Origin of the sequence: Rhodococcus sp. MEB032, from assembly GCF_030208925.1 — a bacterium.
Classification (GTDB): domain Bacteria; phylum Actinomycetota; class Actinomycetes; order Mycobacteriales; family Mycobacteriaceae; genus Rhodococcus_F; species Rhodococcus_F qingshengii.
In genome coordinates, this window is the sequence record NZ_JARVSY010000020.1 from 97,812 (window position 1) to 119,726 (window position 21,915).

The following is a 21,915-nucleotide window of genomic DNA, read 5'->3' on the forward strand; positions in this document are numbered from 1 at the left end:
TGAATCAACCAGCCTGAACCAACGAATTGATCAGCTTCACACCGTCTTCCGGGTGATCGACGGTTACGGCGAACAGTCGTCCGCTCTCGAGAGTGACCACGATGGCCTCACCCGAGCGGAGAGTGACGGCTGTTCCGCGCGGTGTCATTCGGTAACCCCATCCGCCCCATTCGGCTGGACGTATCGCGTCGACCGATGCGGACTTCACCTTCGAGATGGGGATCTTCTTCCATCGAACGCCCCAGGAACTGATGCCGACACCGTGACGGTCGACGCGCACGGTGACCGACGCGAATGCTGTGACGGCGAGGGTGGACACACCCAGGATCACGGCAACCCACCAATCCGAGTACGCGGCAGTCGCGATCACGAGAACTACGAGGCCGGCGGTAACGATCCACGGCCAGACGCTGCGGACCTGCCCGACCCACACTGCACGTTCGGAGGCCGTCAGCGGAGTGTCGAGCGTCGGGGTCGGCAGTGGCGACTCCGGGCCGCTTCGTTGCGGGTCAGGCAGCGCGTATGCCAGAACTCCTACGAGTACCGCCGCGATCGGCGCAAGAATCCACCAGCCGATACGCGCGGCTTCCGGCGACCCGGCGTCGATCGTCAGGGCGACGCTCAGAATCCAGATCGTCGCCAGTGTCGCACTCGAGATCGAGGTTACGGCGAGAAACAAGGGCGCGTTGTCGCTCGAACGGGCCGCGACGACACAGGCGCAAACGACAGCCACCAGAGAAATCACCAGCGCGATGGCGAAAAACGTCGTCGTGGTGCTGAAGCCGTCCGGGGTCGATCCGGACCAATGGCTCGCGACGGTCTCGGGTAGGCGGTCACCCCACGCGAAGCGTGCGAGAACCAGGATCAGGGTCGGGATCAGAGTCAGCGAAGCTGCTGTCCAGAGTCGGATCTTGCTGGTCGTCATTGTGTGCTGGTCTCCTTGATGAGGTCGAGCATGTGCGCAGTGTCGAGTCCGAGATTTCGGGCCTGCCGTACGAACTCGCGCGCAGATTCGTTGAGAGCTGTTCTTCCCGAGTCGAATTCGGCGCGAATGACGGCGCCACGTCCGCGTCGGAGGTCGATCAGGCCTTCGTCGCGGAGTGTTGCGTACGCACGAAGAACCGTGTGGAGATTGACGTCGATCGACTCGGCGAGAGCGCGAGCGGACGGCAGGCGGTCACCTGGTCCGATCTCACCGCGGATGACCGAGCCACGAACCCCGGCTGCAATCTGCTCCGCGAGTGGAGTTGTGGAGGCGTGATCTATTCGGACCAACATGTTTGCATTCTATGCAAACAATGCGCGGTTTGACTAATTCGTGTCGGGGGATGCAGCGAGTTGTGACGTGGGACGGGTAACATCGGCAGAGCTGAAAGACGCGCATTCGGCGTGCGCAACGCAGCAGGAAAGGGGCTTGAATCGCATGAGCGGCCACTCAAAATGGGCCACCACCAAGCACAAGAAGGCTGTGATCGACGCACGTCGTGGCAAATCCTTCGCGAAGCTGATCAAGAACATCGAGGTGGCGGCACGAACCGGCGGTGGCGATCCCACGGGCAACCCCACCTTGTACGACGCCATCCAGAAGGCGAAGAAGACGTCTGTTCCCAATGACAACATCGAGCGTGCGCGCAAGCGCGGCGCCGGTGAAGAAGCGGGCGGCGCAGACTGGCAGACCATCATGTACGAGGGCTACGGACCCAACGGCGTCGCCGTTCTGATCGAGTGCCTCACCGACAACCGCAACCGCGCAGCCGGTGAAGTTCGCACCGCGATGACCCGTAACGGTGGCAACCTCGCTGACCCGGGTTCCGTCTCCTACCTGTTTGCTCGCAAGGGTGTCGTCACGCTCGAGAAGAACGGCCAGTCGGAGGACGACGTCCTGATGGCTGTGCTCGACGCCGGTGCCGAGGAAGTCACCGATCTCGGTGAAACCTTCGAAATCGTCAGTGAGCCACAGGATCTGGTTGCCGTACGGTCGGCACTTCAGGAAGCCGGCATCGACTACGACTCCGCTGAAGCCGATTTCCGCGCTTCCGTCGAGGTTCCCTTGGATGTCGACGGCGCACGCAAGATCTTCAAGCTCGTCGACGCGCTCGAAGATTCTGACGACGTGCAGAACGTCTACACCAACATCGATCTTTCCGACGAGGTTCTCGCGGCTCTCGAAGACTGATTGTTTTTCAACTCAACCCGGTCCTGACGTCCGCGTCCGGGCCGGGTTGCGTGTTGATGCGGGGTAGTAGTCCCGCGCACCGCTAAGCTATCGAACAGCTGTTCGGTATGGAGAGGTGTGACAAGTGCGCGTGCTCGGAGTGGACCCAGGCTTGACTCGCTGCGGGTTGGGAGTGGTCGACGGGAGCAACGGCAGGAAAGTGCGCCCCATTGCGGTCGACGTGGTGCGGACTCCGGCCGAGATGGACCTCGGTTCTCGGCTTCTGCGGATCTCCGATGCGGCTGAACTGTGGATCGAGCAGTACAAGCCGGAGGTGGTCGCGATCGAGCGCGTGTTCGCGCAGCACAACGTCAGTACCGCGATGGGGACGGCGCAAGCAGGCGGAGTTGTCGCGCTCGCTGCCGCCAGACGCGGCATTCCGGTGTGTTTCCACACGCCCAGCGAGGTGAAGGCCGCCGTCACCGGCAGCGGTAACGCCGACAAGGCGCAGGTCACTGCGATGGTGACGCGAATTCTGAATTTGAAGACGGCGCCGAAACCTGCTGACGCTGCCGACGCTCTGGCGCTGGCGATCTGTCACTGCTGGCGAGCACCGATGATCGAGCGGATGGCCCGCGCCGAGGCGATGGCCGCTGAACAAATGCGTAAGTATCAGGCAAAATTGGCCGAGACGAAGAAGGCAGGTTCACGATGATCGCGTCGGTACGCGGCGAGGTACTCGATATTGCGCTCGATCACGCGGTCATCGAAGCATCAGGTGTCGGCTATCGGGTCAATGCCACCCCGGTGACTCTCGGTGCGCTGCACCGGGGAAGCGAAGCGCGACTGTTCACGACGATGATCGTTCGCGAAGACTCGATGACGCTGTACGGTTTTTCCGATACCGAGTCGAAGGACCTGTTCAGCCTCCTGCAGACGGTTTCCGGAGTCGGACCGCGCCTGGCGATGGCAACTCTCGCAGTTCTCGAACCGGACGCGCTGCGGCGGGCGCTCTCGGAAGGCAACCTGACGGCGTTGACGAGGGTGCCCGGTATCGGAAAACGCGGCGCCGAGCGCATGGTTGTCGAACTGCGCGACAAGGTCGACGCCGTCGCGACGACGGCCGGCGCGGCGTCCGGTGTCGTCGTCGGCAGCTCGATCCGTGATCAGATCGTCGAGGCTCTCGAAGGTCTGGGCTTCCCGATCAAGCAGGCAGAGCAGGCCACGGATTCGGTTCTGGCGGAATCGCCCGAGGCCACCACGTCGGTCGCACTGCGTTCCGCTCTGTCGCTGCTCGGTAAGACTCGATGAACTTCGACCCGATCGACGATTTCGACGACGAGTCGCAGGTCTCTGCCGAATTGGTGGCGGGAGACGGTGATGTCGAAGCGAGTCTGCGCCCCAAGAGTCTCGACGACTTCATCGGTCAACCTCGTGTTCGCGAACAACTGCAGCTCGTGCTCACCGGAGCAAAACTTCGCGGCAGCACGCCTGATCACATCCTGATGTCCGGTCCCCCCGGGCTCGGCAAGACGTCGATGGCGATGATCATCGCGGGGGAGTTGGGCTCTTCTCTGCGGTTGACGTCCGGACCGGCGCTCGAACGCGCCGGAGACCTGGCTGCGATGCTGAGCAACCTCGTCGAGGGCGATGTGTTGTTCATCGACGAGATTCACCGAATCGCTCGTCCGGCCGAGGAGATGTTGTACCTGGCCATGGAAGACTTCCGTGTCGACGTCGTCGTCGGTAAGGGGCCGGGCGCCACGTCGATTCCTCTGGAGGTTGCACCGTTCACGCTGGTCGGTGCGACTACGCGGTCGGGTGCGCTGACCGGTCCGTTGCGCGACCGCTTCGGGTTCACCGCTCACATGGATTTCTACGAACCCGAAGAGCTGCAACAGATTCTGATGCGTTCGGCCGGAATTCTGGGCGTCGATCTCGAAGTCGATGCCGGTGCCGAAATCGCACGACGCTCGCGGGGGACACCGCGTATCGCGAACCGATTGCTGCGCCGGGTTCGCGACTTCGCCGAGGTGCGCGCCGACGGAATCGTCACCATGGACGTCGCTCAGGCGGCCTTGGCCGTCTACGACGTGGACCAGTTGGGCTTGGACCGTCTCGACCGTTCGGTACTGAGTGCTTTGGTGCGTTCGTTCGGCGGCGGGCCCGTCGGCGTGTCGACGCTTGCGGTGGCCGTCGGCGAGGAACCGTCGACGGTGGAAGAAGTGTGCGAGCCGTTCCTGGTCCGGGCCGGAATGATCGCCCGGACGCCGCGAGGACGTGTGGCTACCGCCGCTGCTTGGACTCAACTCGGAATGACACCGCCGCCGGATGCCGCAGCGGGCGGTATCGAGGTTCGTGTCAACGAACCGCAGGCCACGTTGTTCGATCCGAACGGCGAGTGAATTTCGACTGGAAAGGCCTACTTGAACGGCCGATCTGTCAGGAATCCTCAGCAACTAATGGCACACTGGTGTATTGCGTAGGTCCATCCGGGACCATCGCGGCGTAAAACGTGCAACACAACCGAGGTTGATCAACACATGTCGAGTTTGCTTTTCCCCCTCTTGATCCTCGCACTGCTGGTGCCCATGTTCCTGGGCATGCGCAAGCAGAAGAAGGCCTTGGCCGCGACTTCCGAGATGCAGGACTCGCTGCAGGTCGGCGATCGGGTGCAGACCACGGCCGGGCTCTACGCCACGATCGCTTCCCTGGACGACGACACCGTGGACCTCGAGATCGCGGACGGTGTCATCACCACCTGGTCGCGTCTGGTCATCCGTGAGCGCGTCGTCGAGACGACCGAGACCGACGAGTACGACGACGACTCGATTTCCGAGATCGAAGAGTCTGCTGCCGACACCGAAATCCGGCTCACCAAGGAGTCCTGACTTCGTCGAACTGGTACGTGTTCTAGAGTTGTGAACTCGGACACACGTCCAGATCGGTTTGTCCGCTCTTACACCAGCAGCTCAGTTCGCCCCGTTGATCAATCGTTGCAGTTCGAACGCCGCAGCTCGGGTGGTCGTCGACCACCCGAGCCGTGCACTTACTGAAGCTCTGCACCTACCGAGGAGACTTAAAGATCGTGGCACCTTCCACCGGAACGGTGCATCCGGTCCGCTACCTGGCCCTTTTCGGGGTCCTGGTAGTGGCACTGTATGCCCTGGTGTTCTTCACTGGAGACAAGTCGGCCACGCCGAAGCTCGGCATCGACCTGCAGGGTGGAACGCGCGTCACGTTGACCGCTCGTACCCCGGACGGCAGCGCTCCCAGTCAGGACAGTCTCAAGCAGGCTCAGGAAATCATCGAGACCCGCGTCAACGGTCTCGGCGTTTCCGGTTCCGAGGTCGTTGTCGACGGTGACAACCTCGTCATCACCGTTCCCGGCGACGACAGTGCGCAGGCTCGCTCGCTCGGCCAGACCGCTCGTCTGTACATCCGCCCGGTGACGGGTTCGATCGACGTCGCCACCCGTGACGCGAATCGGACAGCTACGCCTGAGGCGCCGGCGGCCGAAACTCCGGCCACTGATGCACCGGCCCCCGAAGCACCCGCTGACGGGACGCAGACGCCGCAGAACCGTCCGTTCCTGGCTCAGGACCCGACTACTCCCGAGGCAACGCCCGCGCCGCAGACAACGACTCCGGCCCCCACCGGGGACGCGCCGAGCGACGGCACCGACGAAGGCGACGCAGCAGCAGCGGAAATCGCCGCAGCGCGCGCCCTCCGGCAGAGCAGCGATCCGACAGTGCAGCAGCAAGCAGTGGCGAACCTCGACTGCTCCGTCGCGGATCCGCTCCGTGGAAACGACGACCCGACCCTGCCGCTGGTCGCGTGCTCGCAAGACGGACTGAACATCTATCTCCTCGGTCCTTCGATCATCGACGGCCAGGAGATTGCCGACGCGTCTTCGGTCTTCAACTCGCAGCAGTCGCGCCACGAGATCAGCCTCTCGTTCAAGACGACCGGCAGCAACACCTGGGCCGAGTTCACTTCAGCCAACATCGGCAAGCAGGCAGCGTTCACGCTCGACTCGAAGGTCGTCAGCGCTCCCACGATTCAAGGTGCAACGCCTGCGGGTAGCGCCACCTCGATCACGGGCAGTTTCACTGCCGAGAGTGCCAAAGAACTTGCCAACACACTGAAGTACGGTTCGCTTCCGCTCTCGTTCGCAGCCTCTGAGGCCGAGACGGTCTCGGCCACGCTCGGCCTGGCCTCACTGCAGGCGGCATTGATCGCCGGCGCGGTCGGTCTCGTTCTCGTTCTGCTGTACTGCCTCGTCTACTACCGCATGCTCGGCGTCCTGACGGCGTTGTCGCTGATTCTCTCCGGAGTCATGGTCTACGCGATCATGGTTCTGCTCGGCAGATACATCGGCTTCACGCTCGACTTGGCCGGCATGGCTGGTCTGATCATCGGTATCGGTATGACCGCCGACTCGTTCGTCGTGTTCTTCGAACGCATCAAGGACGAAATGCGTGAGGGCCGTAGCTTCCGCTCGGCGGTGCCACGCGGTTGGGCAAGAGCACGCCGAACAATTCTTTCCGGCAACGCGGTGAGCTTCATCGCCGCTGCAGTTCTGTACGTGCTGGCGGTCGGACAGGTGCGAGGCTTCGCCTTCACCTTGGGTCTGACGACCATTCTCGACGTGATTGTCGTGTTCCTCGTGACGTGGCCACTGGTCAGCATGGCGTCCCGTTCGGCGTTCTGGTCCAAGCCCAGCGTCAACGGTCTCGGCGCAGTGCAAGAGGTTGCCCGCGAACGTAAGGTTGCCGCCGCTGCGTCGGCTAAGGAGACACGAGCATGAGCGAGTCCAACAACTCCCCGGTGGGGTCCACCAACAGTTCCGCCGCCGAGTCCGCCGATGCGGCGGCCCGGTCGGAGATCACTGACTCAGGCGTCGATCAGGGCGCGATGCCCAAGCACAGCTGGCTCTCGCGGTTGTACACCGGAACGGGTGCGTTCGAGGTCGTCGGCAAGCGTCGCTTCTACTACGGACTGACCGGCGCTCTGGTCGCCATTGCGCTGCTGAGCATCATCCTGCGCGGCTTCACCTTCGGTATCGATTTCGAAGGCGGATCACGCATTCAGTTCCCGGCCGAGGGCGGAGTCGAGACGTCGGCGGTGGAAACCGTCTACTCCGACACACTCGGGTTCGAACCGGTCAGCGTGCAGACAGTCGGCTCGGGTGCCAGCGCAACCGTGCAGATCCGGTCGGAGACGTTGAACGCGACGCAGATCAACGATCTTCAGTCGGCTCTCTTCGACGAGTTCCAGCCCAAGGACAAGAACGGGAACCCGTCGGCGCAAGCCATCAGTTTTGCGGACGTGAGTGAAACCTGGGGCGGCCAGATCACCAAGAAGGCGCTGATCGCGCTGATTGTGTTCCTGGTGATCGTGAGTATCTACATCGCCATCCGCTTCGAGCGGGACATGGCGGTAGCTGCGATCGTTGCGTTGTTCTTCGACATCATCGTCACTGCCGGCGTCTACTCGCTCGTCGGTTTCGAGGTGACGCCCGCGACGGTGATCGGTTTGCTTACCATTCTCGGCTTCTCGCTGTACGACACCGTGGTGGTGTTCGACAAGGTCGAAGAGAACACCCGCGGTGTTCTGCATCTGACGCGCCGGACGTACGGCGAGCAGGCCAACCTCGCGGTGAATCAGACCTTGATGCGATCGATCAACACGACCGTCATCAGTGTGCTCCCGGTGATCGCTCTGATGGTCGTCGCGGTCTGGATGCTCGGCGTCGGCACACTCAAGGACCTTGCGCTCGTTCAGCTCGTCGGCATCATCGTGGGTGCGTACTCCTCGATCTTCTTCGCGACGCCGCTCCTGGTGTCGATGAAGGAACGCTGGGGACCCGTTGCCGCGCACACTCGTAAGGTGCTCTCGCGCCGGGCTACGCTGGCCGAGAAGGGTACGCAGACGGTTGCCGTCGGCGCACCAGTTGCACGCCGTGCGCCGGTTGCTCCGCAGCCGGGTGCGCGGCCGACCGGAAAGCGAAACAAGAAGGGGCACTGAACATGCTCCCAAGAACACGCACACTGGTTCGATCGATGACGTTCGTTGCGGCCACCGCTGTGGCTGCGGGTTCGTTGGCGGCCTGCTCGGAAAGCGCCGAGCAGGTTCCGTCCATCGGATATGCCATCGACAACTCCATCTCCACGTACAACGCCAACACGACAGCTGGATCGGTGTCCGGGGCGATGGCCGCGTTCGGCCGGGTGCTTCCCGGCTTCACGTTCACCGGCCCGGCCGGAGCACCTGTCTCCGACACCGACATCGGAACGGCGTCTGAGTTGCCCGGTGACGTGCTCACGGTCTCGTACAAGCTCAATCCGGCGTCCGTGTACTCCGACGGGATTCCGATGTCCTGTGACGATCTCGTCCTCACCTGGGCGGCGTCGAGTGGCAAGTTCACCGAAGACGTCGATGGTGCCGTGAAGCCCATGTTCGACACGGCGAACAATCTCGGATACGCGGACATCGACCGGATCGACTGCCAGAGCGGGGCGAAGGACGCGACGGTGTTCTTCAAACCCGGGCGATCGTTCACCGATTGGCGGTCGTTGTTCGGTGCGACTGCGTTGATGCCTTCACACGTCGTGACGCAGCGCACGGGTGTCAGCGACGTGGTGAGCGCGGTGAATGCCGGTGACACCGAAGCGTTGTCGAAGATCGCGGACTTCTGGAACACCGGGTGGAACCTGACTCCAGGTCAGGTGGACACCTCCGTACTGCCCTCCGCTGGTCCGTATCGAATCGACTCGTACAGTACCGACGACGGCCTGGTGCTGGTCGCGAACGAGCGGTGGTGGGGCAACAAGCCGGCGACCGATCGCATCGTCGTCTGGCCACGTGGTGTGAATCTGACCGAGGATCTCGACAAGAACTCGATCGAGGTAGTCGACGTCGCTTCCGGCTCGGCTGGCGAACTCGGTACTCCGTCCGGGTTCGACGTCCAACAGATTCCGTCGCGGTCGATCGAGCAGTTCGTTCTCGCGACCTCTGGTTCGCTGGGCGACGAAGCCGCCCGTCGAGCGTTCGCGCATTGTGTTCCGCGTACGACTCTGTTCGAGAAGTTCGGGCAGACGGAGAATGCGCCGCAGGCGGGTTTGGGTTCCGGCGTGGTCGATTCGCGACTGATGGCGCCGGATTCACTCGTTTACAGCGACGCCGCTGCGGTCGACGGTGATCGGTACGCCAATGCCGACATCGAGGCTGCGAAGACGTCGTTGTCGGAAGCCGACCTCGACCAGTTGACCGTCCGGGTCGGGTACCTCGCACCGGACCCGGTGCGGGCGCAGATCGTCTCCGAAGCGAAAGCCGCGTGCGCTCCGGCGGGAATCACGGTCGAGGACGCAAGTAGCGACAGCTTCGATCCTGCGAGTCTGCAGACTGGGGGAGTCGACGCCGTGCTTTCCGGTATGGCAGGCAAAGTCGGCGCAGGCGGAACAGCGAGCATGATCGACGCGCGTGGAGCGCTGCGATCGGGCAACGGCGCAAACCTCGGTACGTACGGAAATGCCAGGATCGATCAGATCATCGATCAGTTGAACGTGGATGCGAGCACGAGTGCGCAATTGGGACTCTCGGTGGAGGCGGAGAACATCCTGTGGACCCAGGTGCCTACGATTCCACTGTTCAATCAACTACGAACTGTCGCTGTAGCTCCAGGCATGTCGGCAGTGTTGGTCAATCCGACTCGGGCCGCTACCGGCTGGAACATGGACAGATGGGTACTACGCAGATGAGCGTCTCGAATGGTGTTGCCTTGCACACGACTGAAGAATTGATCGCAATCCACCGGGCTGCCGGGGACGCCGTTGTTCGGCTGACCCGCTGGGCGGACAACTTTCCCGGTCCCGGTGTTCGGTTCGCCGATCTGACTCCGGTGTTCGCCGACGCCGAGGGGTTCGGGGCCGTGCTCGATGCCCTTGTCTCCTGTGCTCCGGACGCCGACACGATCGCCGCCGTCGATGCTCGTGGATTCCTGCTCGGTGCCGGTGCGGCCGCGAAGATGGGTGCGGGAGTCGTTGCCGTGCGGAAGGTCGGCAAACTGCCGCCGCCGGTGCTCTCTCGTTCGTACAGCCTCGAGTACGGATCCTCGACTCTCGAGATTCCCGCAAACGGCTTCGATCTCACCGGGCGGAATGTTCTGGTGATCGACGACGTTCTGGCTACCGGAGGGACACTCGAGGCGGCTGTACAGTTGGTCGAGTTGGGTGGAGCGAACGTCGTCGGCGTCGCAGTGGTGCTCGAGATCGAGGAACTGCGCGGTCGAGATCGCTTCTTGAAGTACCCACTGACATCACTGGTGAAGGTCTGAGTATTAAAGTTGTCTCCTGGGGGTCGAGTTAGACCTCCAGGGCAATTACCCGATGCAGGGCGGTTGCCTCAACCAACTCGGTGGTAGGAGGTGGCGACATGACGTCGAATCTTGATCGATCACAGAACTCGGGTGCAGTGTCGCAGGAGACGGGTGCAGTTCCGGCTCCGGAGACGACACCATCGAAGTCCGCGGTGCCCGACGATTCGGGATCTGCGCAAACTACCGGCAATCGGGGTGGGCAGAATCTGGCCGTGCCCGCTTCCGCCTCCCGTAGGGTGCGCGCTCGGCTTGCTCGACGCATCACCGGTCAGCGCAACGCCACCATCCGCCCGGTGCTCGAGCCGTTGGTCAGCCTCCACCGTGAGCTGTATCCGAAGGCCGACCTCGCGCTGCTCCAGCGTGCGTACGACGTCGCCGAGGACAGACATTCGAGCCAGCGGCGCAAGTCCGGCGATCCGTACATCACGCATCCGTTGGCCGTCGCAAGCATTCTGGCCGAGTTGGGTATGGACACCACCACCCTCGTCGCAGCCCTTCTGCACGACACCGTCGAGGACACCGGTTACTCACTCGAAGAGTTGACCAAGGACTTCGGTGACGAGGTCGCTCATCTCGTCGACGGAGTCACCAAACTCGACAAGGTCGTTCTGGGCACCGCAGCCGAGGGCGAAACCATCCGCAAGATGATCATCGCGATGGCGCGGGACCCGCGCGTGCTCGTGATCAAGGTTGCGGATCGTCTGCACAACATGCGCACGATGCGATTCCTGCCGCCCGAAAAGCAGGCACGTAAGGCGCGTGAGACTCTCGAAGTCATTGCACCACTTGCGCATCGGCTCGGAATGGCGACCGTCAAGTGGGAACTCGAGGACCTTTCGTTCGCGATCCTGCACCCGAAGAAGTACGACGAGATCGTTCGACTGGTCGCCGATCGCGCGCCCTCTCGAGACACTTATCTGGCCAAGGTTCGCGCCGAGATCAACTCGACTCTGTCCGCCTCGCGGATCAATGCCATCGTCGAGGGCCGGCCCAAGCACTACTGGTCGATCTACCAGAAGATGATCGTCAAGGGCCGCGATTTCGACGACATCCACGATCTGGTCGGCGTGCGCATTCTGTGCGAAGAGGTGCGTGACTGTTACGCCGCGGTCGGTGTTGTCCACTCGCTGTGGCAGCCGATGGCCGGACGCTTCAAGGACTACATCGCACAGCCGCGCTACGGCGTCTACCAGTCGCTGCACACCACCGTCGTGGGACCGGAAGGCAAGCCCCTGGAGGTCCAGATCCGGACCCAGGACATGCACCGGACCGCGGAGTTCGGTATCGCCGCGCACTGGCGGTACAAGGAGACCAAGGGCAAGCACGCGGGCGACATCGCCGAGGTCGACGACATGGCGTGGATGCGTCAGCTACTCGACTGGCAACGTGAAGCGGCCGATCCGGGGGAGTTCCTCGAATCGTTGCGTTACGACCTCGCGGTCAAGGAGATCTTCGTCTTCACGCCGAAGGGCGACGTCATCACGTTGCCTGCCGGATCGACCCCCGTCGATTTCGCGTATGCGGTGCACACCGAGGTCGGGCACCGATGCATCGGTGCCAGGGTCAACGGCCGACTGGTCGCGCTGGAACGAACTCTCGAAAACGGCGAAGTGGTGGAGGTCTTCACGTCGAAGGCTGCCACCGCCGGGCCGAGCCGTGATTGGCAGACGTTTGTCGTCTCGCCGCGTGCCAAGGCGAAGATCCGTCAGTGGTTCGCGAAGGAACGCCGCGAGGAGGCGCTCGAGTCCGGCAAGGATCAGATCGCGAAGGAGGTCCGCCGTGTGGGACTTCCGTTGCAGCGGTTGATGAATGCCGAATCGATGAGCACGATCGCGCACGAACTTCGCTATCCCGACGTCTCGGCGTTGTACACGGCCGTAGGCGAGAGTCAGGTGTCGGCGCACCACGTCGTGCAGCGACTGGTTGCTCATCTGGGCGGCGTCGGCGCCGTCGAGGAGGAACTGGCCGAGCGTTCGACGCCGTCGACCATGCCGGTGCGCACCCGCAGTACGGGTGACTCCGGAATTCTGGTTCCCGGAGCACCGGGCACGGTGGCAAAACTCGCGAAGTGTTGCACGCCGGTACCGGGCGATTCGATTCTGGGCTTCGTCACGCGTGGCGGCGCGGTCAGCGTGCACCGTACCGACTGCACCAACGCCAACTCGCTCCACGATCAATCGGAGCGAATCATCGACGTCGAATGGGCACCGTCAGCGACATCGGTGTTCCTGGTCGCGATCCAGATAGAGGCGCTCGATCGTCATCGGTTGCTTTCCGACGTCACCAAGGCGTTGGCAGACGAGAAGGTGAACATCCTGTCGGCCTCGGTCACCACGTCCGGCGACCGGGTGGCGATCAGCAAGTTCACCTTCGAGATGGGCGACCCGAAGCACTTGGGTCATGTTCTCAACGTGGTTCGTAACGTGGAAGGCGTCTACGACGTCTACCGCGTGACCTCTGCCTCGTAAACTGCTGTGCGCCTTTATTAACCGCGGGCGGTTAATAAAGGCGCACAGGGGGTCAGGCGACTACTGCAGTCTCGATGGTGATCGGGGTGTTGGGTGCACCGCCGCCGGTTGCTCCCATGCCACCGTCGTCGCCGTCGGCCGCGATCTTCTCGATCGTCGCCAGGCCGGCGTCGTCGATCTTTCCGAAGACCGTGTAGTTGGGCGGCAAGACCGAATCCTCGTAGACGAGGAAGAACTGACTGCCGTTGCTGCCCGGTTTACCCGAGTTGGCCATTGCCAGCGTGCCGCGGGGGTAGACGGCAGGCAAGGAGAGTGCCGGATCGTTAGCCGGGTAGGCAGTGGTCGGGTACTCGTTGTCGAAGCCGTAGCCCGGTCCGCCCGTGCCCTTGCCCGAGGGATCGCCGCACTGCAGGATCTGTAGACCGGGTGTGGTGACGAGTCGATGGCACGGGGTGTCGTCGAAGTACTTCTGCTCGGTCAAGCTCACGATGCTGTTGACCGTGCAGGGGGCTTCCGCCCGGTTCAGTTCCATCCCGATCGGGCCGGCCGTAGTCGTGAGCGCGACGTTGACGGTTCCCTCGGTGGACACACCCGTGGAGTTCGGCGGATTGACGGTTTTTGCTGCACCCGCCGCGCTCGGGTACGAGCAGTCGACGGTCGCCGAGGCCGGAGTCGGGACAGGCGGGAGTGCGTCGAACTGTGACATGTCGAGCGGCGGCATGGCAGCCGTTGTCGTCTTCGCCTTGGAGGTGCTGGACGGCGAGTCCGAGCTACCGGAATCACTGGAACAACCAGCCAGAAGCAGCGCCGCGGCGCTTGCGGCGGCAATAACTACAGGAAAGCGCATCACAGGATTACGTCGCATCAGTCGAGCCTTACTGTCTTGATGTCGGTGGTCAGATTCGGCTTGCCGTCACCCTCTGGCGTCGATCCGCCGGCCGCGACCTTGTCCAAAGTGGCGAGCCCGGTTTCGTCGATCGTGCCGAAAACCGTGTACTGCGGGGGGAGTTGTGAGTCGCCGTAGACGAGGAAGAACTGGCTGCCGTTGCTACCGGGTGCCCCGGTGTTGGCCATCGCAACCGTGCCGCGCGCGTAGGTGACGGGCTCCTGCGCTGCCGGGTCGGTGGTGGAATACGCCGTGGTGGGGAATTCGTTGTCGAATCCGTAGCCCGGTCCGCCGGTGCCGGTGCCCGACGGGTCACCGCACTGCAGCACCTGGAGCGAGGGGCTCGTCGTCATGCGGTGGCAGGTGGTGTCGTTGAAGTAGTCCTGCTGCGCCAAGCTCACGAAGCTGTTGACCGTGCACGGAGACTTCGTTCCGTCGAGTGTGAGCCCGATGTTTCCCTGCGAGGTCTCGACGCTGATGCTCGGCGTCGCGTCCGGCGCGGTGGTGGGAATCCCGTCGGTACGAGGAGGGTTGTTGGCCTTGGACGCGGTAGCGCCGTCGGCTGGATACGAGCAGGAGACCGTGTCGGCCAGTGGCGTCGACAGACCGGCCGGCATTGCACCCGCGGTCTGTGGCGTGAGGCTCGAGTCGTCGGCAGCAGTGTTGGTGGTGTTCGCGTCGTCGTCACTGCGATTGCTCAGCCAGATGAGTCCACCGACGACGCCGACTACGACGACCACGCCGAGCGCAGTTCCGGCTATCGTCATCTGCTTGCGCTTGCGGGCACGTTCTGCGCGACGTTCGAGCTGACGCTCGAGCTTGCGTTTCGCCGCCTCGCGGCGTTGCTCGTTACTCGGCACTGCTGTAGTCCTCCGTATCGCGGGTGGATCGTGGTCGGCCGGCCGAGCGACACCCTGGGGGTCGGCTTCGGCAAGCGGCTCTACTCGTCGTCAGAGTCTCCCATTGCAACCTGAGAACTTACTGGCGGGGCAGCAGCTTAGGCTGTAACCGACAGCGTGTTGTTCGTTTCCACCCTTCGAAGAGGAGTTGCCCCCGTGCTCGTCACTGGTTTTCCGGCCGGGATGTTCCAAACCAACTGCTACATACTCGCTCAGAACGACGCGTGCGAGTGCGTAGTCGTAGATCCGGGTCAGGATGCAGCTGAGCCGCTCTTCGAATATCTGGACTCCAAGGACATGTCGGTCACGGCAGTCCTCCTGACGCACGGTCATCTCGATCACGTGTGGTCGGCCCGCGAGGTCTGTGAGCGGTATTCCGTACCCGCGTACATCCATCCCGAGGATCGCTACATGCTCAGCGATCCGGCACGGGGGATCGGCCCGACGATGAAGGAATTCATTCAAGGCATGACGTTCGTGGAGCCGGACGAGGTGATCGAACTGGCCGACGGAGACAAGATCACCGAGGCCGGAATGACGTTCGTCGTGGACCACACACCCGGGCACACGCAGGGATCGGTGGTGTTCCGCACCCAGGCGAACACCGAGAGCGGGCCCGTGGATTTGGCGTTCACCGGTGACACCCTGTTCCAGGGTTCCATCGGGCGCAGCGACCTGCCCGGCGGAAATCACGAGCAGTTGCTCGCTTCGATCGCCCGCAAGCTATTGGTACTCGGTGACGAGACAGTGGTCCTGCCCGGGCACGGCGGCAACAGTTCGATCGGCGCCGAGCGAAGCTCGAATCCGTTTCTCGTTGGACTCAGCGCACAAGAATAAGGAAAAGTACCTCTCGTGAGTAAAGCCAGCACCTTCTCTGCACCCAAGGGCATTCCGGACTACGTTCCGCCGCAGTCAGCCGAATTCGTCGCCGTTCGTGACGGTTTGACGCGCGCCGCGAGGTTGGCCGGATACGGCCACATCGAATTGCCGATCTTCGAGGACACCGGCCTGTTCGCTCGCGGTGTCGGTGAGTCGACCGACGTCGTCAGCAAAGAGATGTACACATTCGCCGACCGCGGTGACCGTTCGGTGACGTTGCGTCCCGAGGGAACCGCCGGAGTCATGCGTGCGGTCATCGAGCACAGCCTCGATCGTGGACAGTTGCCGGTCAAGGTCAGTTACGCGGGCCCGTTCTTCCGCTACGAGCGCCCGCAGGCCGGTCGCTACCGCCAGTTGCAGCAGGTCGGCGTAGAAGCCATCGGGATCGACGACCCCGCGCTCGACGCGGAGGTCATCGCGATCGCCGACGCCGGATTCCGGTCGTTGGGGCTCGACGGCTTCCGCCTCGAAATCACCTCTCTCGGTGACGACACCTGCCGGCCGCAGTACCGCGAACTGCTGCAGGAGTTTCTCTTTGCACTCCCGCTCGACGAAGACACGCGTCGACGCGCCGAGATCAACCCGCTCCGCGTGCTCGACGACAAGCGCCCGGATGTACGCGAGATGACTGCGGGCGCACCGCTCATGCTCGATCACCTGTCCGAGAGCTGCAAGGCGCACTTCGACGAGGTGCTCGCGCACCTGGACGCATTGGGCGTTCCGTACGTCGTCAACCCGCGCATGGTCCGCGGCCTCGACTACTACACCAAGACAACCTTCGAATTCGTGCACGACGGACTGGGTGCGCAGTCCGGAATCGGTGGTGGTGGTCGTTACGACGGTCTGATGGAACAGCTGGGTGGACAGCCGCTCTCGGGCATCGGGTTCGGAATCGGCGTCGACCGCACGGTTCTCGCGCTCGAGGCCGAGGGCAAGTCCGTTGCGCCACCGGCGCGTGTCGACGTCTTCTGTGTACCGATGGGTGCCGAGGCGAAGGCTGCACTGGTGAAGATCGCACATCAGTTGCGTGCCAATGGGATTCGCGTCGACCTGGCGTACGGAAACCGTGGCGTGAAGGGCTCGATGAAGGCAGCTGATCGTTCGGGTGCCGCGATCGCTTTGGTTCTCGGCGAGCGTGAACTCGAAGAGGGCGTTGTCGTTGTCAAACAGTTGGCAACAGGTGAGCAGGAGACAGTGGCGCTCGACCAGGTTGTCGACAAGCTCGGGGAACTCGTTGAGCACTGAGGCCGAACCGGTTTCGCTCGATCTGGTTCCCGTGGCGTTGATCGCGCCGCGGCTGAAGAAGTTCGCCGTTGTTGTCGTGGTGTTCGGTGTGGTCGTCGGGTTGATCGTCAGTGTGTTCTCGACGGCGACCGTTGGAGTGATCGTCGGTGCCGTCATCGCGGTGCCGACGTCACTGGCGATCCTGATGACGCTGCGCCGACATATCACGTTGTACGGCAACAGAGTTCGTGCGCAAGCTGGTTTTCGAACCAACGACGTCGACGTGGCCGAGGTACTCACGGCGGCATTGACGGTGCGATCCGGCCGGATCAGCGAAGTCAGCTTGACGCTCGGCGACGGACGGTCCACCGTGCGGATCCCGCTCGCGCTGTATACCGCAGGGGGTGGGCGCGAGTTGGAGATCCTTGCACTCCGCAAGCTCGCCGACGCGCTGGCGGCCAGCGAGTTGGTACCGGCTGCCGCGTTGTCCTCGGTGCTGATCGAACAGTTGCGTGCCGAAGCCCGCGGCGCCGGACTCGCCGAGCGTCCGCTCTACCGCGCCGTCGAACTCGTGACGGCGGAGGGACGAGTGCCGAGGACCACACTGACAGACCACGAAGTGGCCGGTCTACTCGACTAGCGTGGAAACCATTCTTACAGCGTTGTAGAACGGACAGTCGTGAAAACGGCAGGTGAGGAGTCGGCAATGAGTATTGCGCCCGTAACCGTCACGGTAACCGGAGCGTCGGGTCAGATCGCATACGGAATGCTTTTCCGCATAGCTGCGGGGGAGATGCTCGGCGCTGACGTCCCGATCAAACTTCGACTGCTCGAGATTCCTGCCGCCGTGTCCGCTGCCGAAGGCGTTGCGATGGAACTCGAAGACGGCGCATTTCCGTTGCTGAGCTCCATCGACATCACCGACGATCCCGATGTCGCCTTCTCCGGCGCGAACGTCGGGATGCTGGTCGGCGCACGTCCGCGGAGCAAGGGGATGGAGCGTGCCGATTTGCTGAGCGCGAACGGCGCGATTTTCACAGCCCACGGGAAGGCGATCAACAACAACGCAGCCTCGGACGTCAAGGTGCTGGTCGTGGGAAACCCGGCCAACACCAACGCGCTCATCGCGATGAACAATGCACCGGACGTGCCCGATACTCGGTTCAGTGCGCTGACACGTCTCGACCACAACCGAGCGATCGCGCAGGTAGTGCCACCGCTTCCGCTCACCCATGCTCCGCCTGAACTTGCCGTCGCACTGGGTGACGGCGACGCGCCGGCTGCGAGTGACGTCGACGGATTGCCTGCGCCCCACAGCTTGTCGACGCCGGTCGGAAGCCCGGCGCCGGCCCGTGCAGCCGAAGTTCGAACAGCCTCTGTGCCTGGCTGAGTGGAGTCCGGGTGGGTGGAGTACGGCGCATCACCGGCATCGGTTGAGGCAGAAAGAGGTTGGGCGATCTGACGGGCGGCGTTGTTGATTGCCTCCGCAGTGACCAGGTTGGAGAGTGCCTCACTGGTCGGTGGGGTCGGCACGGGGATCGGTCCGGCAAGGGCGTTCATGGCTGCGGTGTGCCCGAGCATCTCCCCACGCGTCCGAGTCACCGCCGCGACGGCTGCCTGCATGTGTTCAGCTGCCGAGGCAAGCAACATCGCCTGTCCTGGTGGTGTCCACGCGATGGGCGCGGCAGCTGCAACCGTGGTGGCGAAGGACTGCGCGATTGCCGCGAGATTCGCGTTGCCTCGCTGCACCGATTCCGCGGCGGCGGCAGCAGTTTTCGATATCGCGGTTCCGCGTTCGCTCAATTCTGCGCCGCTGTTCTGGGCGGATCGCGACAGTTCGGTCGCGGCGTCACTGCCGGTGCTGTTCCAGGTCTGGCCGACGTCGGCGACCGCGCTTCGGGACAGTCCCATGGCGTGGTCGATGAGAGTGGACGCCTGATCGAAGATGCCGACGGGATCGATGCCCGCAAAAGTGCCTGTGCCGAGACTCTTCCCGAGTTCGATCAAGGGCGCGAACAGATCTTCGATTCCGGGGAGTGCCGGTACCGGTATGCCGGCGATCATCGATTCGACCACATTGTTCGGCACTACCGGGGCAGGAGCGCCACCGTGAAGGAATTCGATGACGGTCGTCGAGTCGTCTTCGGTGCTCACGCGGTCGCGCCCGTCGATCCGGCCGCAGCGGTCAGATCTGTTGCGATTGCATGATCTGTGGTGTCGTAGGCCTGCGCGGCTGCACCGGCCGTCGCGGCGTTGCCGGCGTAGAACGTGGCGAGTGCTGCAACATCTTTGGTGTGTGTGGCCTGAGCGCGCGCGAATGCTTCGAGAAATTCGATCCCGACGGGGCCCACGGCCGGTGCGACTGCTGCGATGTTTGCACCCAGATCGACGGCGGCGGCCTGCGCGATGCGTCCTGCCGCTTCGGTCGACGTCGAGCCGTACTTTCGGATGCCGTCAGTGGCGACAGTCAATTCGCTCATCATTGCCCCCCAGTTGGTAAGCGTCGTGAGAACTTTAGCGGACCACTGTGGGCCCTTACAGGGAGACGACGCGACCTACTCAGCGGTTCCGGACAACCTGGACGAAGTGGCAGAGATTACATTCGGCTCCGGTGTTGGTATTGCGAGTGCGATCGATTTGGCACACTCGAACCATGCGAACCGCTTCGGACGTCATCCTCCGACTCACGTCCGATCCAGCTCGCTGTGGACTGGTGATGGATTTCGACGGCGTGCTTGCACCCATCGTCGACGATCCGTCGGCGAGTGCGCTACTGCCCGGCGCCGAAGACGTGCTTGCGACCCTGGCCGAGCATCTCGGTGTTGTCGGCTTGCTCTCGGGACGGCCTGTGTCGTTCCTGCGAGAGCGACTCAGCTTGAATTCCGTTGTGCTCATGGGTTCCTACGGCGTCGAGACCTGGACGGACGACGGCATCCACGTGCTTCCGGCCGTCGCGGCGTTCAGTGATGCTGTCGCCGAAGCAGAAGCCGAATTGCGACGCTTGTTCGACTCTCCGGCAGTTCCTGGCATCCATGTCGAGAGCAAAGGCCTTGCGGTGGCCGTGCATTGGCGTCGGGCCGCGGATCGTGCGGTCGCGCAGCGTCTGGTGGAAGCAGCGACGACAGAAATCGCGAGCCGGACCGGGTTGCGGCGTGAGCCCGGCAAGTTGGTCGAGGAATTGCGCCCACCAGTTGAGGAGGACAAGGGGACAGGCCTCCTTCGCGCGATCGCGGCCGCAGGGGTCGACGTCGTCGCGTACGCGGGCGACGACCGGGGTGACCTACCGGCCTTTGCCGTTGTCCTTGCCTCGGGTGGAGAAGCGTTGGTGGTCAAGGGCGACGACATCGCACCGGAAGTGGCTGCTGTCGACGGCGTCCAGTTCGACGGCCCGCAGGCATTCCTCGATTGGATGAAAGAGCTTGCCGCGCAACTGGAACGCTGACGCGTAAGGTCAGTCTGCCAGGAACTCGACCAGGTCTTATTTCGAGGTGCCGCGTCCGCGGGGCAGAGTGACGCGAACCCGCGCGTGCCCTGTCCTGTTCCTTGGCGTGATCGACAAGCGCTGCGGGTTCTGTCAACGCGAAACTGGCCGCACCGGAAGGGCTCCGGTGCGGCCAGTTTTGGTCTTGGTCGGTTTGCGACTCGGTCAGGCGTCGCGCTTGTTGACGACGGCGATGCTGATTCCGAATATCACCAGCACAAACGCTGCGAAGTAGAACAAGCTTCCCCAAGGGCCCCAATGGAAATTGGTGCTCGAACCCGAAGAGAGGAAGTGGTCGGCGTTGGCGAACGGGAGGAACGGTGTGACGTTTCTGCCGAAGGATCCGAACATGCCGAACAGGCTCTCGATGAGCAGTGGCCACAGCAGCAGTAGTGCAATGGCGCCGGCGGACTGACGAAGGAGTGCTCCGACGGCGATGGCAAGGGCGACGCAGAGGAACGCGAAGATCGGTACGCCGTAAACGGCACGCCAGGCATCGGCGTTGTCCAGTGCCAGATTGGTGGAACCTTCAGAGCCTGCCGCAGCTTTGGTGATGAATACCGCGCCGAGCATGAGAACGAAGGACAGTACCGCGCCGAAAGCCCCGATCAGGCCGGCTTTGGCGATCAGAACCGAAGCCCGAATCGGGATGGCCTGGAAGGTGGTACGGATGATGCCGAAGCGGTACTCGCTGGTGATCGCGAGCGCCGCCATGATCATCAGGACCATGACGCCGAATCCGGATACTCCTAGCCCCGCGTCGTTGAACGTGGGGAGGAATTTCTCGAAATCAGGAGTTCCTGATGCGGCTTCGTCGTTGTACGCCTGAATGCTCGAACTCGACGAACGCCCGATCATCCAGGCGACGCCCAACCCTAGGACGATGATTGTGATCGTGCACCACAGCGGCGACTTGGTCGTGGTGATCTTGATACGTTCAGCACTGAGAACAGCCATTACAGTGCACCTCCCATAGCGTGCTGTGTGTTTGCGTGGTGGGCTCCGGCGCCCGGATCGATACCGGATGCGTGGTACTGGACATCGTCCCCGGTCAACTTCATGAACGCATCCTCGAGCGACCCCTGCACAGAAGCCAACTCGTGCAACACGATTCCCTGCGCACCAGCCAACCCACCGATCACATCAGTGGTCGAATCCACGACCACCAACACCGGCTCCGATCCTGAATGTTCCTCGCGGACAGTCAGTCCCTGGGCAGTCAATGCGGCATGGAGAGCGTCCAATTGTGGGCTGCGCACGCGCACCGTCGACTCCGACGAACGATCCACGAACTCCGCGACCGTCGAATCCGAAATCAACCGACCCCGACCGATCACCACCAACTGCTCCGCCGTGAGCGCCATCTCCGACAGAAGGTGACTCGACACGAGCACCGTGCGACCCTCGGCCGCCAACCGCTGCATGAACTTACGAATCCAGACGATGCCCTCCGGATCGAGACCGTTGACCGGCTCGTCGAACAACAACACCTTCGGATCCCCCAACAACGCACCCGCCAACCCCAGACGCTGCGACATACCCA

At 63.0% G+C, this 21,915-nt stretch carries 21 protein-coding genes and 1 pseudogene; 15 read left to right on the forward strand and 7 right to left on the reverse strand.

Annotated elements, in window-relative coordinates:
• Positions 1-4: 4 nt before the first annotated feature.
• Together QRN54_RS21135 and QRN54_RS21140 are read right to left on the reverse strand one after the other, a co-directional pair.
• Positions 5-925: a hypothetical protein gene (locus QRN54_RS21135; RefSeq protein WP_285183013.1), complete on the reverse strand. Its 921-nt coding sequence runs from the start codon at positions 923-925 to the stop codon at positions 5-7.
• Positions 922-1,278 (reverse strand): GntR family transcriptional regulator, encoded by a 357-nt coding sequence (locus tag QRN54_RS21140; RefSeq protein ID WP_003943322.1) that lies wholly within the window; start codon positions 1,276-1,278, stop codon positions 922-924. Before QRN54_RS21140 ends, QRN54_RS21135 begins: the two co-directional genes overlap by 4 nt.
• 145 nt (positions 1,279-1,423) lie before the next feature.
• Here QRN54_RS21140 and QRN54_RS21145 point away from each other — a divergent pair, with 145 nt between their 5' ends.
• From QRN54_RS21145 to QRN54_RS21190, 10 genes are all read left to right on the forward strand, one after another.
• The gene (locus QRN54_RS21145; protein ID WP_007732951.1) at positions 1,424-2,176 is read left to right on the forward strand and encodes a YebC/PmpR family DNA-binding transcriptional regulator; all 753 of its coding nucleotides are present in this window, start codon (positions 1,424-1,426) and stop codon (positions 2,174-2,176) included.
• 124 nt (positions 2,177-2,300) lie between these two features.
• Positions 2,301-2,870, forward strand: coding sequence for a crossover junction endodeoxyribonuclease RuvC (gene ruvC, locus QRN54_RS21150; RefSeq protein ID WP_003943325.1), 570 nt, complete (start codon positions 2,301-2,303; stop codon positions 2,868-2,870).
• Positions 2,867-3,466 (forward strand): Holliday junction branch migration protein RuvA, encoded by a 600-nt coding sequence (gene ruvA, locus QRN54_RS21155; RefSeq protein WP_007732953.1) that lies wholly within the window; start codon positions 2,867-2,869, stop codon positions 3,464-3,466. The genes ruvC and ruvA overlap by 4 nt, the downstream gene beginning before the upstream one ends.
• Complete coding sequence (ruvB, locus tag QRN54_RS21160) at positions 3,463-4,560, forward strand: Holliday junction branch migration DNA helicase RuvB (protein WP_003943304.1); 1,098 nt, start codon at positions 3,463-3,465, stop codon at positions 4,558-4,560. The genes ruvA and ruvB overlap by 4 nt, the downstream gene beginning before the upstream one ends.
• Before the next feature lie 138 nt (positions 4,561-4,698).
• Complete coding sequence (gene yajC / locus QRN54_RS21165) at positions 4,699-5,046, forward strand: preprotein translocase subunit YajC (RefSeq protein WP_003943339.1); 348 nt, start codon at positions 4,699-4,701, stop codon at positions 5,044-5,046.
• Positions 5,047-5,243: 197 nt separating this feature from the next.
• Positions 5,244-6,965, forward strand: a complete 1,722-nt coding sequence (secD, locus tag QRN54_RS21170; protein WP_007732956.1) for a protein translocase subunit SecD — start codon at positions 5,244-5,246, stop codon at positions 6,963-6,965.
• A complete protein-coding gene (gene secF, locus QRN54_RS21175; protein WP_007732958.1) occupies positions 6,962-8,185 on the forward strand; it encodes a protein translocase subunit SecF in 1,224 nt (407 codons plus the stop codon). Before secD ends, secF begins: the two co-directional genes overlap by 4 nt.
• 2 nt (positions 8,186-8,187) lie before the next feature.
• Complete coding sequence (locus tag QRN54_RS21180; RefSeq protein WP_165638354.1) at positions 8,188-9,918, forward strand: ABC transporter substrate-binding protein; 1,731 nt, start codon at positions 8,188-8,190, stop codon at positions 9,916-9,918.
• On the forward strand, positions 9,915-10,493 hold the full coding sequence (locus tag QRN54_RS21185; RefSeq protein ID WP_165638376.1) for an adenine phosphoribosyltransferase: 579 nt from the start codon (positions 9,915-9,917) through the stop codon (positions 10,491-10,493). Before QRN54_RS21180 ends, QRN54_RS21185 begins: the two co-directional genes overlap by 4 nt.
• Before the next feature lie 98 nt (positions 10,494-10,591).
• A complete protein-coding gene (locus QRN54_RS21190; protein WP_003943344.1) occupies positions 10,592-13,003 on the forward strand; it encodes a RelA/SpoT family protein in 2,412 nt (803 codons plus the stop codon).
• Between the two features lie 52 nt (positions 13,004-13,055).
• Here the strand turns inward: QRN54_RS21190 and QRN54_RS21195 are convergent, their stop codons facing one another.
• Positions 13,056-13,868: a peptidylprolyl isomerase gene (locus tag QRN54_RS21195; RefSeq protein ID WP_370333875.1), complete on the reverse strand. Its 813-nt coding sequence runs from the start codon at positions 13,866-13,868 to the stop codon at positions 13,056-13,058.
• The gene (locus QRN54_RS21200) at positions 13,868-14,749 is read right to left on the reverse strand and encodes a peptidylprolyl isomerase (protein WP_003943303.1); all 882 of its coding nucleotides are present in this window, start codon (positions 14,747-14,749) and stop codon (positions 13,868-13,870) included. Before QRN54_RS21200 ends, QRN54_RS21195 begins: the two co-directional genes overlap by 1 nt.
• A gap of 195 nt (positions 14,750-14,944) precedes the next feature.
• On the opposite strand from QRN54_RS21200, the gene QRN54_RS21205 reads away from it, so the two are divergent.
• The 4 genes and pseudogenes from QRN54_RS21205 to QRN54_RS21220 form a co-directional block, all read left to right on the forward strand.
• Entirely contained in the window at positions 14,945-15,625 is a 681-nt protein-coding gene (locus QRN54_RS21205; protein WP_058227934.1) for an MBL fold metallo-hydrolase, read from the forward strand.
• Positions 15,626-15,640: 15 nt separating this feature from the next.
• Entirely contained in the window at positions 15,641-16,912 is a 1,272-nt protein-coding gene (gene hisS / locus QRN54_RS21210) for a histidine--tRNA ligase (protein ID WP_007732972.1), read from the forward strand.
• A complete protein-coding gene (locus QRN54_RS21215; protein WP_042919891.1) occupies positions 16,902-17,531 on the forward strand; it encodes a hypothetical protein in 630 nt (209 codons plus the stop codon). The genes hisS and QRN54_RS21215 overlap by 11 nt, the downstream gene beginning before the upstream one ends.
• A gap of 66 nt (positions 17,532-17,597) precedes the next feature.
• Positions 17,598-18,099, forward strand: a pseudogene (locus QRN54_RS21220) (malate dehydrogenase); the annotation flags it as partial.
• Between the two features lie 942 nt (positions 18,100-19,041).
• On the opposite strand, the gene QRN54_RS21230 reads toward QRN54_RS21220, so the two are convergent.
• Entirely contained in the window at positions 19,042-19,371 is a 330-nt protein-coding gene (locus QRN54_RS21230; RefSeq protein ID WP_037130770.1) for a type VII secretion target, read from the reverse strand.
• A 173-nt stretch (positions 19,372-19,544) separates the two neighbouring features.
• On the opposite strand from QRN54_RS21230, the gene otsB reads away from it, so the two are divergent.
• Entirely contained in the window at positions 19,545-20,333 is a 789-nt protein-coding gene (otsB, locus tag QRN54_RS21235) for a trehalose-phosphatase (protein WP_231917340.1), read from the forward strand.
• 204 nt (positions 20,334-20,537) lie between these two features.
• Here the strand turns inward: otsB and QRN54_RS21240 are convergent, their stop codons facing one another.
• Both QRN54_RS21240 and QRN54_RS21245 read right to left on the reverse strand, forming a co-directional pair.
• Positions 20,538-21,329 carry an ABC transporter permease gene (locus QRN54_RS21240; protein WP_285183015.1) on the reverse strand — a complete coding sequence of 264 codons (792 nt, stop codon included), beginning with the start codon at positions 21,327-21,329 and terminating at the stop codon, positions 20,538-20,540.
• Positions 21,329-21,915, reverse strand: a 587-nt coding sequence (locus QRN54_RS21245; protein ID WP_285183016.1) for a DUF8746 domain-containing protein, incomplete at its 5' end; no start/stop codon positions are given. The genes QRN54_RS21245 and QRN54_RS21240, both read right to left, overlap by 1 nt.

Coding starts and splice junctions, on each gene's coding strand:
- QRN54_RS21135 (WP_285183013.1), bottom strand. CDS start 925: ATGACGACCAGCAAGATCCGACTCTGGACAGCAGCTTCGCTGACTCTG.
- QRN54_RS21140 (WP_003943322.1), bottom strand. CDS start 1,278: ATGTTGGTCCGAATAGATCACGCCTCCACAACTCCACTCGCGGAGCAG.
- QRN54_RS21145 (WP_007732951.1), top strand. CDS start 1,424: ATGAGCGGCCACTCAAAATGGGCCACCACCAAGCACAAGAAGGCTGTG.
- ruvA (WP_007732953.1), top strand. CDS start 2,867: ATGATCGCGTCGGTACGCGGCGAGGTACTCGATATTGCGCTCGATCAC.
- ruvB (WP_003943304.1), top strand. CDS start 3,463: ATGAACTTCGACCCGATCGACGATTTCGACGACGAGTCGCAGGTCTCT.
- yajC (WP_003943339.1), top strand. CDS start 4,699: ATGTCGAGTTTGCTTTTCCCCCTCTTGATCCTCGCACTGCTGGTGCCC.
- secF (WP_007732958.1), top strand. CDS start 6,962: ATGAGCGAGTCCAACAACTCCCCGGTGGGGTCCACCAACAGTTCCGCC.
- QRN54_RS21180 (WP_165638354.1), top strand. CDS start 8,188: ATGCTCCCAAGAACACGCACACTGGTTCGATCGATGACGTTCGTTGCG.
- QRN54_RS21185 (WP_165638376.1), top strand. CDS start 9,915: ATGAGCGTCTCGAATGGTGTTGCCTTGCACACGACTGAAGAATTGATC.
- QRN54_RS21190 (WP_003943344.1), top strand. CDS start 10,592: ATGACGTCGAATCTTGATCGATCACAGAACTCGGGTGCAGTGTCGCAG.
- QRN54_RS21195 (WP_370333875.1), bottom strand. CDS start 13,868: ATGCGACGTAATCCTGTGATGCGCTTTCCTGTAGTTATTGCCGCCGCA.
- QRN54_RS21230 (WP_037130770.1), bottom strand. CDS start 19,371: ATGAGCGAATTGACTGTCGCCACTGACGGCATCCGAAAGTACGGCTCG.
- otsB (WP_231917340.1), top strand. CDS start 19,545: ATGCGAACCGCTTCGGACGTCATCCTCCGACTCACGTCCGATCCAGCT.
- QRN54_RS21240 (WP_285183015.1), bottom strand. CDS start 21,329: ATGGCTGTTCTCAGTGCTGAACGTATCAAGATCACCACGACCAAGTCG.